The organism is Delftia sp. K82 (assembly GCF_002193035.1).
Lineage (GTDB): Bacteria > Pseudomonadota > Gammaproteobacteria > Burkholderiales > Burkholderiaceae_C > Comamonas > Comamonas acidovorans.
The window spans coordinates 2,158,130-2,171,272 of the sequence record NZ_MYFL01000001.1; the positions used below are offsets into that span (position 1 = coordinate 2,158,130).

At 66.0% G+C, this 13,143-nt stretch carries 11 protein-coding genes; 4 read left to right on the forward strand and 7 right to left on the reverse strand.

The window, feature by feature from the left end; translation table 11 throughout:
- Positions 1-10 precede the first annotated feature (10 nt).
- Genes tssK through KDK82_RS09605 form a run of 7 tightly spaced genes read right to left on the reverse strand, consistent with a single transcriptional unit; the run spans position 11 to position 8,291 of the window.
- Positions 11-1,345, reverse strand: coding sequence for a type VI secretion system baseplate subunit TssK (gene tssK, locus KDK82_RS09575; protein ID WP_012205669.1), 1,335 nt, complete (start codon positions 1,343-1,345; stop codon positions 11-13).
- Positions 1,346-1,362: 17 nt separating this feature from the next.
- A complete protein-coding gene (gene tssJ / locus KDK82_RS09580) occupies positions 1,363-1,962 on the reverse strand; it encodes a type VI secretion system lipoprotein TssJ (protein ID WP_088164706.1) in 600 nt (199 codons plus the stop codon).
- 19 nt (positions 1,963-1,981) lie between these two features.
- Positions 1,982-2,770, reverse strand: a complete 789-nt coding sequence (locus KDK82_RS09585; RefSeq protein ID WP_034393863.1) for a PP2C family serine/threonine-protein phosphatase — start codon at positions 2,768-2,770, stop codon at positions 1,982-1,984.
- Positions 2,767-4,872: a type VI secretion system-associated FHA domain protein TagH gene (gene tagH / locus KDK82_RS09590; RefSeq protein ID WP_088164707.1), complete on the reverse strand. Its 2,106-nt coding sequence runs from the start codon at positions 4,870-4,872 to the stop codon at positions 2,767-2,769. The genes KDK82_RS09585 and tagH overlap by 4 nt, the downstream gene beginning before the upstream one ends.
- A 42-nt stretch (positions 4,873-4,914) precedes the next feature.
- Positions 4,915-5,403 carry a TssQ family T6SS-associated lipoprotein gene (locus KDK82_RS09595; protein WP_224986306.1) on the reverse strand — a complete coding sequence of 163 codons (489 nt, stop codon included), beginning with the start codon at positions 5,401-5,403 and terminating at the stop codon, positions 4,915-4,917.
- An 8-nt stretch (positions 5,404-5,411) separates the two neighbouring features.
- Positions 5,412-6,200, reverse strand: coding sequence for a PEGA domain-containing protein (locus tag KDK82_RS09600; RefSeq protein ID WP_088164708.1), 789 nt, complete (start codon positions 6,198-6,200; stop codon positions 5,412-5,414).
- Positions 6,201-6,209: 9 nt separating this feature from the next.
- Positions 6,210-8,291 (reverse strand): serine/threonine-protein kinase, encoded by a 2,082-nt coding sequence (locus KDK82_RS09605; protein ID WP_088164709.1) that lies wholly within the window; start codon positions 8,289-8,291, stop codon positions 6,210-6,212.
- 615 nt (positions 8,292-8,906) lie between these two features.
- Between KDK82_RS09605 and KDK82_RS09610 the strand changes: the two genes are divergently transcribed.
- The 4 genes from KDK82_RS09610 to KDK82_RS09625 form a co-directional block, all read left to right on the forward strand.
- Positions 8,907-9,389, forward strand: coding sequence for a type VI secretion system tube protein Hcp (locus KDK82_RS09610; RefSeq protein ID WP_013802370.1), 483 nt, complete (start codon positions 8,907-8,909; stop codon positions 9,387-9,389).
- Between the two features lie 814 nt (positions 9,390-10,203).
- Positions 10,204-10,941 (forward strand): GntR family transcriptional regulator, encoded by a 738-nt coding sequence (locus tag KDK82_RS09615; protein WP_013802371.1) that lies wholly within the window; start codon positions 10,204-10,206, stop codon positions 10,939-10,941.
- Between the two features lie 223 nt (positions 10,942-11,164).
- Entirely contained in the window at positions 11,165-12,001 is an 837-nt protein-coding gene (fliD, locus tag KDK82_RS09620) for a flagellar filament capping protein FliD (RefSeq protein ID WP_088164710.1), read from the forward strand.
- A gap of 41 nt (positions 12,002-12,042) precedes the next feature.
- A partial coding sequence (locus KDK82_RS09625; protein ID WP_143343475.1) for an MCP four helix bundle domain-containing protein occupies positions 12,043-13,143 on the forward strand: 1,101 nt, incomplete at its 3' end.

Here is a 13,143-nt window from a genome sequence, read left to right on the forward strand (position 1 = left end):
CGTCGCGCCGTCAGCGGCGGATGGCCCAGAACTCCAGTTGCAGGTCGGGGAATTCGCCGGAGACGTGCATGGCAAGGCCGCCGGAGCTTTGCAGCTGGTTCCACAGATCGTGCGTGGTGTCCACCTCGAAATAGTTGTAGCCCGCGTGGTAGGGAATCTCGCGCGGGGCAATGGGCAGGGGCCGCAGCGTGACGCCGGGCAGGTGCAGGTTCACCAGGTCGCGTATGCGCTCCACGGGGCCCAGCTTGGTCTGGGTGGGGAAGTGGGTGCGCAGGAATTCCGGCGTGGTCTGGGCATGGGCGGCCAGCACGAAGTCGCAGGTGGTGAGCAGTTCGGTGGACGGGATCAGCGCCACGCGCACGCCGTACTGGCGGTCGTGCAGCGGGATCTGGATGGCGTTTTGCTCCAGCACCGAGGACAGGCTGCGCCGCAGCTCCAGCATCAGCGGCGGGAAGCTGCGCCGCAGGTCGTCATGGTCGTAGGCGGGCAGCACCTCGGGGCGGCGGCGCTCGTGGTCGAAGGTGGTCAGCTCTGCGGCCAGGCGCAGCAGTTCCTCGAACAGGCGCTCGGGGTGGATGCTGGCGGTGCGCACCCAGTGCTGGGCCGCGCCCGTCCAGTGGTTGATGAGCTGCAGCAGCAGGAAGTCGCCGACCTCGCCGATGCCGCCGCGCTCGGGCTGGATCATGCGCTGGGCCAGCACTTCGCCGCGCTGGCGCAGCAGGCCGTGGATTTCCTTGCAGAAGGTGTTGAGCACCGAGCTGGGCCCGTTGTTGACCACGGTGGGGATGAAGCCGGGCTCCAGCAGCACGCCGCCGCTGGCCTGGCGCTCCACCACATGGGCCACAGGCAGGCTGACCCAGCCTTCGGTCAGCTCGTGGGCGGGGCGCAGGCTCAGGCGCAGCCGGCCCAGCTGCACCTCGGCGGGCTGGGCACCCACGTCGTTGCTGTCCGCCACTTCGGTCACGTCGCTGAGATAGCGCGCAGGGCTCTGGGAGCCTTCGCCAAAGGTCACTTCGCTGCCCGAGAAGCGGCGCAGCGGCAGCGCCAGGTGGACCACCACGTCCTTGAAGTCCTTGCCGATGTCCAGCGGGGTGGGCGCCTCGTCGTCGCCCGGTAGCTGGAACGGCGTGCCGTCGGGCAGCACGCCGTGGGCCGAACGGATTCCCAGCTTGCCCATGCGCAGCAGATCGGTGTCCAGCTCCAGTTCCGAGAAGCCCCAGAAAAAGGGCTGCCCCGGCAGGCTGCGTGACTGCAGTTGCCGGAACAGGAAGCGCTCCTGCTGCTGGAAGTGCTGGGGCCGAAGGAACATGCCCTCGGCCCAGATGACTTTGCGTTGCCAGACCATGGTGGATAGATGTGCGTTTATTGGGATGCGGGTTGGATGCGGACGGTGACCTCTTCGCGGGTCAGGTGCACCTGGTAGCGCACGGGCTGCAGCTTTTCGGTGGAGCCCATGCCCCACCAGCGCCGGCGCAGCTCCACGGAGTTGGGCGCGACGGCCGAGGCGCGCCAGGTGCTGCGCTCCAGATCGCGGTAGGCGGCGAACAGGCCGAAGGCACGCACATCGGGGTTGCCCTTGCGCTCTATGACCTGGCGCTGGCCGGGCGCGACCAGGAATTCCTCGCGCCGCACGAAGTCGCTGCCCAGCTGGCCGTCGTCCTTGTCCTGCAGGTCGAAGAAGCCGGCGCGGTCGAAGGCGGCGGAGGCGCGCAGCTCGTAGATGCGCAGAAGCACGGGCTTGGGAATGCCTTCACGGTCCGGGTTGATGTCCATGTCCGCCACCACTTCGAATATGGCGGTGGGCACGGCTGTGGGTGCCACTTCGGGCGCGCGGCTCAGGGGGTTGAGGGAGCCGCAGCCGGCCAGGCCGGTCACCACGGCCGTGCCCAGGCCCAAGGCGCCCAGCGTTTGCAGCGCCTGCCGGCGCCTCTGCGATCCCTGCGGTTCCTCTGATCTCCACATGGCTTCTCCTGTCTCGATGTCAGTCATTGGTTTCACGCGGGCAGATCCACACCGTCAGCGCGCTGAGGTTGTCCTGGTGCGGATTGCCGCTGGATACGACGCGGCCGACCATGCGCTGTATCCATTCGTCGGGGCGCTGGCTGGCGGCCAGCAACTGCTCCATTTCCGACTCGTGCATGCCTTCCCACAGGCCGTCCGAGCACAGCAGGAAGACATCGCCGGCCTCCAGGGCCACGGCGTCGGCGCGGATGCTGGGCGGCACCTGGCCCTCGGCGCCAATGGCGCCGGCCAGCACGTTGCGGTTGGGCAGGCGGCGCGGGTCGTTCTCCTCGTACAGGCCGGCGTGCAGCAGCTGCTGGACCAGGCTGTGGTCTTCGGTGCGCAGGTGCATGCGGCCCGCGCGGAACCAGTACAGGCGCGAGTCGCCCCAGTGCGCCCACAGGGCCCGGCCCTGCTCGGGATCGATGCACAGCACCACCACGGTGGCGCTCATGTGCATGCGCGAGACCGAGGTGGACTGCTGGCCGCTGACGCGGTGCTCCGCCTGGGAAATCAGGGAGGCCAGGCTGGCGGGGGCGAACAGCGGGTTCTGCCGGAAGCCATCCACCACGGCCTGCACGGTGAGCTGAGCGGCGAGTTCGCCATGCCCATGCCCGCCTGCACCGTCGGCCAGCGTGCAGCACAGGCCGCCGGCGCCCAGGTCCATCAGGCCCATGGCGTCTTCGTTGCTGGAACGCCTGCCGCTGTGGGAGGCGCTGGCCACCTGGATGCTGTAGCGGTGGCCGGCTCCGTCGAGGTAGGCGATCACGGCTGGCCTTTCACGGACTGCTCGGCGTTTTCGTAGGCCTCGACGAAGGTGCGGCCCGAGAAGGCCATCAGGTCGTCCTCGGCATGGCGGCGCAGCACGTCGAAGTTGTGCTTGTAGTCGTCCCACAGCGCGGCCTTGCGGCCATTGGTCAGCAGCTTGTCCAGCAGGCCGGGGTTGGTTTCTGTTCGGCGCTCCAGCTCGGTCGGATCGAACCGGGTCAGGGCCTCGGCATAGGCGGCGCGGATGCCGGCCATCAGGGCCAGCTGGTGCACATGCAGGTCCTGGAAGGCGTCCTGCATGGCGGGCAGCGGCTTCATGAAACCCGGGAAGGTCTGGTGGACCATCTGCATGAGCACGCCCTCGGAATTGGGCAGGAACTTGAGCGGGTTGTTGGCCCCCGTGGCAATGATGGTCACGCCGGCGCGGAACTCGCGCTTGATCTCGGAGCGCGCGGCCAGCAGGTCGATGGTTCCCTGCACCGCAATGCGCAGGGCTTCGCCGAAAGTGCGCATGAATTCCGGTGTGACCTCGAAATGGGTCTTGGCCGGGTTCAGGCCTGCGCCCTCCATGAAGGCGGCGGCCAGTGCCTGCAGATCGGCGTGGGCGGCCGGTTGGGGCTGCACGGGAATATCGACAGGCGCGGCGGTGGAGGGCAGGGCGCCGATGGGGATGGCGGCGTCGCCCTGGCCGAGGATGCTGGAGGCCGCGGGGATATTGACGTTGATGCCTGTGTCAAGGAGGGGGGCCGAGGCAGCGGCAACGGCAGCCCTGGCGACGGGCGCAACATGGGCAAGACCGGACTTGAAGAGGTCCAGATCCAGTCCATTGGTGGGCAGCAGACCGTCCAGCGCGGCCGGCTCGGCGGGGATCTGGGGCACGGGCGCCGGGGCAGGCGCAGCAACCGGAATGTCCTGTGCCTGCGTCTGTACCTGCGTCTGTACCTGTGCCCGTGCCTCTACCTGTACAGGAAGCTGCTCCTGCACTGCAGGAATCACGGTATCGATCACGGGCGGGAGTGCGTGCTGGGCCGGTGCTGCCGCCTCCTGCGGTGGCACCGGCTCTGCGGGCTGTGCATGCGACTGCATGCGCGGCAGATTGAAGGCCTGGCCCAGTTCGGAGCCCCGGCCCGAGGCCTGCTGCAGCGGCTGCGCATCGGGGGGCAGGCCGCCCTGGTCGAACAGCGCAAGCGGGTCGAGCTTTTGGGATTGCTCGAAGCACGAAGGCAGGCCGGTATGGGAGGCATCATGCAAGGCCTCGGTGCTCAGGCCCTTGAGCGGCAGGGTGTGGACCATGCCGTCATGGCGCTGCTGTATCAGATCGCCCGTGCCTTGCGATGGCAGGCCGGCCCAGCCTTCCTCCTGCTGCCGAGCCTGCTGGGGCGGCGGAGCAAAGGGGTCGAAATCATTGGGGATCAGCAGGGGGCGATGCTGCGGCTTGGCGGGCTGCGGCATGGCCAGTGCAGCCTGCTCGGGCGGGATGGCGCTCTCGATCGAAGGCACGGCAGGGGTCTGGATGGCATCCAGGCTCAGTGCCGTCAGGCCTTCCCAGGGATCGGCGATGCCGGGGGCGGCGGCAGGCAATACGTCTGCCAGCGGCGCTGCCTCTGCCGGCGGCGCTGCTTCCGGCAGCGGGGGCTGGGCGGCGACGGGAGGCGGGACGATCTGGGGCTGCGGGGCGGCTGTGGCGGGGGGGGCCGCTGGGGCCGCTGCCTGCGTCTCTTGCGCGGCTTGTGTGGCTTGCGCGTTTTGCATTGCAGCCGAAGGCGGTGCCTCGAAAGGCGTACCCGGCGCCACGGCGGCCAGGGTGTAGGCGCCGATACGGATGCGTGCGCCCAGGGGCAGGCCCACTTCCTGGCCCGAACGCACGGGCTGCTCTGCCACCCAGATGGGATCACGCTCGCTCAGGTTCGCAACAAAGGCTCCCTCGGAATCCAGCCTGACCATGGCGTGCACGCGCGCGACGGAAGCGTCCGGGTCCGAGATGATGAGCTTGTTCTGGCCACTGCGTCCGATCGTGCCGCCGGCCATGCCGAATACGGCATGCCAGTGGCGATCGACCGGAACGCCATCGTGGTCCACGACCCTGAGTTCGATTTTGTCCATGGAGTCTTAGGCTAGGCAGTTTTCAGGAAGCGTCGGGATGCCTCAGGAGGCTTTGCGCGCGGGCGCAGGGCGCTTGTTGCGCAGCGCGGCACGGGCGTTGTTGAACTCCCGGCCCCAGATGGGATGGCCCTTTTCGGCCTCGGTCAGCTGGAAGGTGGGGTCCAGGGCCAGGGCCATGTCGAAGTGCTGGCGGCAGGGCTTGCGGCGGCCTTCCACGCAGTGGCTGAAGGCGATGTACTTCAGCGCCTTGACCTGGCTGCTCATGGGCAGTTCCTGCGCGGTGGACAGGGGCGTCAGCGCCGTGATGGCGTCCTCATAGCGGCCGTCCACATAGAGCTGGATGGCTTCGACCAGCTCCTGCTCCTTGATCACCACGGGGTCCACGGGCTTGACGGGCTCCGGAGGCTGGACCACGGTCGGGGCCGGCTCGGGCTCCACGGGCTTGGGCGCGGTTTCACACGCGGCCAGGCCGAAGGCAACGGCCAGGGCAAGGGTCAGGCGCTGGATGGAGTGAGGAATATTCAGGGTCATGGACATGGTCAGCGGGCATCAAAGTCATGGGAAAGGGTCACCGACTGGCCGTCGGTGATGCGAATCACCTGCCGATAGCTCTCGAAGCCGGGATTGCGCAGCTCCACCGTGTGGGAGCCTGGCGCCAGCTTGAGCAGCACGACGGGAGGGGTGACGCCGGACGGCTTGCCGTTGATCAGCACATTCGCCCAGGGGCTGACCCTCAGGCGCAGGTTGTGATCTGTCCGTGGCGTCTCAGACCGTGCGGCCAGCGCGGTGGAGCGTGCTGGAGCAAGGCCGGGTATCAGGGCGGTGATCGAGGTGATCACGCGGCTGTTCAGTGCAAAGCCACCGGCCGTGGGTGCCGCAGGCGCCGTGCGCAGCCGCTGCGCTGAAGGGCAGCGCTGGATCCACCGGTCCTGGGCGCGGCTGTAGGCGTCCCGCCACGGCGTACCCGTGGTTTCGTAGGCTTGCAGTGCAAAGCCCGGGTGTGCGGAGAACGCGGAGTCGAAGGCCGCCTCGCAGCGCGCCCATTCCTTGTGCGTGCAATAGGTGTAGGCCAGGTACTTGTGGGCGGAGGCCCGCTCCATGGGATCGGCCAGCCCGCCAAACAGCGCAGCCTGCAGCGCACGCTCGGCCTGGGCCAAGTCGCGCGCCTCGAACAGCGCAATGCCCTGCGCCAGCTGCGGGCGTCCTGCCGAGCCGGTTTGGGCCGGCGCTGCCTCTTCGCATGCCGCCTGGGAATGCGCCAGGCAGGGCAGGCCGAGCACTGCAGTGCACAGCATCCATCGCCAGCGGTGGTTCATCAGTCGAGCCATGGGCCGCGCTCATTCGAAAAGATGGTTCACGGTCACCGACTCGCCCTTGGTGACCGTGATGGTCTTGGTCACCGTGGAGGCCGCACCCGGGTTGCTGATGTCGATGCGGTACTCGCCCTCTGGAAGCTCCATCTGGGTCAGCGGCGGGCTGGTCCGTGCCGGGGCGCGGTTCACGGAGACATAGCCCCAGGGCACGACCCGGAACACCACCTTGCCCGTGGCCGCCGCGGGCTTGACGGGGCGGGCTTCGGTCTTGGACGGCTCGGTGGGCAACGGCTCGGACCCGGTGGCCACCGTGACGGGGACGACGGGCGTGTTCTGCTCGGGCTGCGACGGGGCAATCTCGGGCAACGCGGCCTGCTGCTCGGGCGAGGTCATCGGCTGCACCTGCTCCGTGGAGGCCAGCGAGGCCTCGTTGAGCAATTGCTTGAGCAGCGCCTGGGCCTCGGTGCGGTGCTGTCCTTCGGGGAAGCTGTCCAGGTAGTCCTGCAGGCGGGCCAGGCTGGACTGGCTTTGCGCCTGCTGCCAGGCCAGGCTGTCGCGTGCTGCCAGGGTCTTGGCGCGTGCCTGGTCCTGGGAATGGTCGTACCACAGCACGCCGCCGCCCGCGATGGCAGCCAGCACCAGGGCGCCGATGGCCAACGGTACGGCCATGCTGCTGCGCCTGGCCTTGGGCGCAGCCTGGGTACCCGCAACTGGAGGCCGGGCAGCCGGAGGCTTGGCCTGGACGGCCGGCGCTGCGGCGGGCTGCTCGGGAACGGGTGCAGGTGGTGAAGCCGGGACCGGAGCCTGAACCGTAGCCTGAGGCGCCGGCATGCCTGGCAGTGCCTGGTCGATGTCGATGAACGGCCCGTTGCCCAGGCCCATCGGGTCGGCTGCAGAGGCCTGGGGCGCAGATGGGGGTGCCATCTGAGGCGTGGCCATGGCAGCAGGTGTGCTGGGGGCCGGTGATGCCGGGGTCACGGGTGGAACCGTTGCAACAGGCGGCACAGGCAGCACAGGTGCCACCGGCATGACCGTCGCCACGGGCGCAACCTGTGGGGTGGGTGCGGGAACGTAGGTTTCCGTGATCGGCAGGAACCGGGGTGCCTGCGCGGATGTCGCCTCACTGGCCATGGCGGCCTGAACGGCCGCAGGCGTCGTGATAGGGATGTAGATGGGGCTCGGGCTGAGCTCCACAGGCGCAGGCGCCGCCCGGTTTTCGGCAGACAGGCCCAGCAGGCTGCGCAGTTCGGCAATCGACTGAGGCCGGTCCTGCGGGCGCACGGCCAGGGCTTTTTGCATGCCCTGCAGGAAGGCGTCGGAGTAGCCGGGAACCTGCTCGGAAGTCAGCGGCTGCATGGGGTCCGTGACCATGCGCGCCACCGAGGTGGCAGGAGTGCGGCCCGTGGCGGCCTGGTGAATGAGGGCGCCGACCTGGTAGATGTCCGTCCACGCGCCCTGGGGCATTGCGCCGTCGTCCACGTACTGCTCGATGGGTGCAAAACCGGGCTTGAGCACCATGGTCAGCGCCTGGGTCATGTCGCCGATGATGCGGCGCGCGGCGCCGAAATCCAGCAGCACGGGGCTGCCATCACGCTGCACGAAGATGTTGTCCGGCGCGATATCTCGGTGGAAGCAGTCCTGTGCATGCAGGACCTCGAGCACATCGAGCAGCGGGGCCAGCAGGGTGCTGAGCTGGGCCTGGTCGATGCGGCCCGACGATGCCTGCAGCACGCGGCCCAGCGTCTGGCCCTCGTAGTGGCGCATCACCATGTAGGCTGTGCCGCCAGCTTCGAAGAATCGGTAGACATGCACCAGGGTGGGGTGCGAGAAGCGCGCCAGCAGGCGGGCCTCGTTGATGAAGCTGCGCAGCCCGGCGTCGAACGCGCCACGGTGCTGCGAGCGCACATGCACCTGATGGGAGCTTTGCCGCCCGGCCAGGGCCGAAGGCATGTACTCCTTGATCGCGACCTCGCGGTCCAGCGAGAGGTCACGGGCCTTGTAGACGATGCCGAAACCGCCTTCGCCGATGACATCGAGCACGCGGTATTCGCCAATCTGGACACCTGCCGGAAGGCAGTTGGTCGAACATGCTGCTTCGCTATCCATGCAATCCCACCCAAGATGTTGTTTCACACCCTGGCGGGCGATGTCTGTCGCGCAGCCAGGGTGCCGAACCTGTTCGAGGCCATTGGACAAGGAGAAAGCCGGCATCACACCGGCAATCTGTCTCTGTAAACCGTTGGTTTTCCTCAATCAGCCTATTGTCTGAAGCCAGGGGCCAAAGACGAGCGTCATGGATTCGTCATGAATACAAGATCGTATTTCAATCGGACTCCGAATGCGGCGTGAGTGTAGCTTGAGTTCCGCAAAAAGCCATGACACGAATCGAATGGATATGAGGTGGATACATTTTTTTTCAGATGTATCCGCCGTAACAATTCAGTCTGCTCAATTGTTTGTATTTTGCCGGCCTTATCCACTATCATCGCGGCTCCAACAAAGGAGGGCGGTTCACGACAGTGAGGATTGCAGGCGATTGTCAATACATTCCTTGACCATCCAGGGTATGCGCCGCACTGATCTGAATCACGTGTTAAGTGAATCGGTTTCGTGCGCTCTACCCGAGAGTGGTTTCCCCTTTGTTCGCGTGTGAACTATCCGATGCAATCAGGCTATTGGGTTGCATGCGAACGTTTAATCCATTAGTTCGAGAGGTGTGCAATGTCCGTTGATATGTTCATGAAGGTCGAGGGCGCCAGTGGCGAGTCCCAGGATTCCAACCACAAGGGCTGGACCGACATCGACTCCTTCACCTGGGGTGCTACCCAGCCCAACACCATGTCCAGCGGCGGTGGTGCCGGCGCCGGCAAGGTGAGCTTCCATGACCTGAACGTCATCGCCAAGGTGGACAAGTGCTACCCCGCCGTGCTCAAGCACTGCGCCACGGGCAAGCACCTGGGCCAGGTCGACATCTCGCTGTGCAAGGCCGGCGGCTCGCAGATCGAGTTCACCAAGATCACCCTGACCGACGTCATGGTGACGAACGTGACCGTCAGCGGCGCCAACTCCTCTGACACCGTGACCGTGAACTACTCGTTCCAGGCTGCCAAGGTCAAGACCCAGTACTGGGAACAGACAAACCAGGGCGGCAAGGGCGCCGAGAGCCAGATGGGCTTCAACATCAAGGAAAACCGCGAAGCCTGAGCTTCCTCCCGCAGCTGTGCTGCTGCGGCAACCCGCGTCGGACTCGTCTGGCGCGGGTGTTGCCGTGGACGTGCGGGAATATGGCCTCCATCTATCGATGGAGGCTTTTCAGTATGGAAAGCCGAAATCAGGCTGTTGGGGGAATATCGGAGAGACGTGCCTTGAGGCCGCGTGGGTAACCGCGAGCCTGGCTGGTTTTTGTGTCATTTTTTTGACGTGGGCCAGCTTTCCATTCCTGTCAAAAGCTGAATGTCGTTAGGCTTGTCAATCTTTGACAAACACAAAAACCCATGGCCGCGGGCATGGGGAATCGACTTGCTCGCTGCACTATCAATGTGCAGAAAATTTCTGATAAAAATGGATTGCCGTGGATATGCGCAGGATTACCGCGCGTGGGTTCCTGTGTCTATTGATCAGGCACATTGAATGCCTGGTGCCGGGGCCTGCGAACCGTTGTGGTGCGTTTGGCCCGTACTGCGGCGAGTGGCGGAGCATACACGAACATCGGACGTTGTCGAGAATATTTTTGCCGGTCCAATTATTAAAACGCAATTCGTTTCTTTAATAGATTCCACTGCCAACTTGTGTACAAGAAAGAGTACTAAATGCGTGAATGGACCATTGCCCATTGCCGGCGTGCAAATCCGTCAGAGAGATTGCAGCAGCAATCGGCGTATACCCTGTCACCGGCCGCAAATCTGCACGGTGCCGAAGGCACGGCTTCGCTCTTTTCCACCGCCTTGAGCCGGGTCCTGGCTGGCCTTGGCTGTCGCCAGCGGCAGGGGCGGTGTTCTCCAACCGGCATGGCAGTCGCATGAGCATCGCGGTTGCCTCCCCGCCCGTGTGCGAGACGCGCCAGGGGCCTGCAAGCAGCGCGCACTCGCTGGCCGCGCAGATCTACGCTTGCCTGAAGAACGACATCTTCGACTTCCGCCTGCTGCCCGGCGACCGCTTCAGCGAGGGCGAAATCGCCACGCGCATGCAGGTCAGCCGCACGCCTGTGCGCCAGGCGCTGTTCTGGTTGCAGCGCGATGGCTATGTCGATGTGCATTTCAAGAGCGGGTGGCAGATCAAGGCCTTCGACTTCAAGTACTTCGAGGATCTCTATGAGGTGCGAACCCTGATGGAGACCAGCGCCGTGGCCAGCCTGGTGGGCGAATCGCTGAAGTCATTGCAGCCGTTGCGCGAAGTCTGGTGCGTGCCCGAGGAGCAGCGCGAGACCGACCCCGCCGTGGTGGCCTCGCTGGACGAGGCCTTCCATACCGGCCTGGTGGCCGCGACCGGCAACCAGGAGATGGCGCGCATCCACCTGGACATCACCGAACGCATCCGCATCATCCGGCGCCTGGATGTCATCAAGCTGCCGCGCGTCTCGGCAACCTATGACGACCATGCCGCCATCCTCGCGGCCATCGAGGCTGGCGATGCGGCGCGGGCCCAGTCCTGCCTGAGGGAGCACATCGCCGACAGCCGGGCCGAGGTCAAGCGCATCACGTTCTACATGCTGCAAACGGCGCGCGAGCGCTATGGCGCCCTGACGCAGATGGCCTGAGGGCCGCAATGTGTTGCTGGAGGGCCTCTTCGGAGGCCCTTTTTCATGGCCGGGCCGCTGCGGGAAGGCGGCGGACATTCGTTCCGGCGCAGCAAAGCCTGCAAGTCGTGGGCAAGGGGCCTGCTTTTCCCCGCATCGCTGCGGCGGCGTCCCGGTAGTCTTCCTGCCAAACCGTGGACGGGCCTCGCGCCCGCGCCATCTGCCAACTCACAGGGAAGAGAACATGAGCATCAGAACCGACAACCTGAACGTGCAAAGCCTGCTGGCCCGCGCCCAATCCAAGCTCAACAGCAGCACGACGCAGGCGGCTTCGGATTCGGCCGGCAAGAAGAGCGCTGCGGAGACCAGCGCCACCAAGACGGACAGCAACAGCACCAAGACGGAGACCACCGAAGCGGAAAAGGTGCGCAAGCTGGCACCGTCGCTGACCAAGGCGCACGAGCGCATTGCGGCCCAGGCCCAGGCGGGATCGACTTCGCTGTCGGCGTTGGGGCAGTTCAAGTCATCCCTGGTGGACCTGGCCTCGGCGGGCAAGGATGTGGCCGCGCTCTCGGCCACCAGCACCACCCAGTCGGTGCAAGGCGCGCTGGAAAAGCTGGTGGCGCGCTATAACTCCAGCGTTGCCAAGGGCAGCGTGAGCGCGGCGGCCGGTTCTTCCACCGATGTGGGTGCCACCCGCGCCCTGCGCGAGTTGCGCTCGGCCATCATGAGTGTCACGGGCAGCGCGACCGCGCCCAGCCTGGGCAAGCTCGGCATCGTCCAGCGCCAGGACGGCACGCTGGCGGTGGATGCCAAGGCCCTGGAAAAATCCATGGTCGCCGATGCCGCCGGCGTGACCTCGGCCCTGGCCGGCATTGGCAAGGCGGTGGAGAGCAGCGCCAACTCTGCGCTGTCCACGGGCAGCCGCCTCAGCTCGTCCATGGCCAGTCTGGGCGACCGGGTCAAGACGCTGCAGCAGCAGCAAAGTGCGGTGGTTGCCACGGCCGAGAAGCTGGGCGATTCCCTGGTCGGTTCGGCCAACTGGAACCGCATGGTGCTGGACGCCTACCTCAAGAACTGATTTCAGCACCATCCCCGCCCTGCATCCTGCTCCCGGAAAACATGAAAAACCTGCGCATCGGCCTCCGTCTCGGAGGCGGCTTCACCATTCTTTTGCTGATCATGCTGTTGATCAGTGTCACCAGCATCGTCAGCATGGGGCACATGGCCCGTGCGACCACGGAAATCACCGAGGTGGCCCTGGCCAAGGAGCGGATGATCAGCGACTGGTTCCGCAACATCCATTCGGGCTCGCGCCGGACCACGGCCATTGCCAAGAGCAGCGATCCTTCGCTGGCCACCTTCTTTGCCGAAGACGCGGCCGAGTCCTCGCGCCAGTCGAGCAAGCTGCAGGACCGCATCGAGCCGCTGCTGCAGACGCAGGAAGAAAAGGACATCTGGGTCGAGATCAAGAAGGCGCGCGCCGGCTACCTGGCGGGCCGCGACGTGGTGACCAAGGCCAAGGCCGAAGGCCGTGCAGAAGATGCCGAGCGCCTGTTCACCCAGGAGTACCAGCCCGCCACGCAGCGCTATATAGAGATCGTGCAGCGCCTGCTGGACATGCAGCGCGCCGCCATCGACAGCTCCGCCGCCGATGTGCTGGTGCGTTTCTCGGCCAGCCGAGCCGCCATCATCACGGTGGTCTCGCTGGCCTTTGTGCTGGGCGCGCTGGCCGCCTGGTGGATCACGCGCGGCATCACCAGGCCGCTGGCCGAAGCCCTGCGCGTGGCGCGCACCGTGGCCAACAACGACCTGACCAGCCGCATCACCGTTGATTCGCGCGACGAAACCGGCCAGTTGCTGCAGGCGCTGCGCCAGATGAACGACAACCTGGCCCAGGTCGTGGGGCAGGTGCGCTCGGGTGCGGACAGCATCGCCACGGCTTCGGGCGAGATCGATGCGGGCAACCAGGACCTTTCCTCGCGCACCGAGCAACAGGCCAGCTCGCTGGAGCAGACGGCTGCCGCCATGGAGGAGCTGACCAGCACGGTCAAGCAGAACGCCGAGAACGCACGCCAGGCCAATCAGCTGGCCGCTTCGGCATCGCAGACTGCGGTGCAGGGCGGCAAGGTGGTGGCGGGCGTGGTGGACACCATGGGCGGCATCAGCGAGTCCAGCCGCAAGATTGCCGACATCATCGGCGTCATCGACTCCATTGCCTTC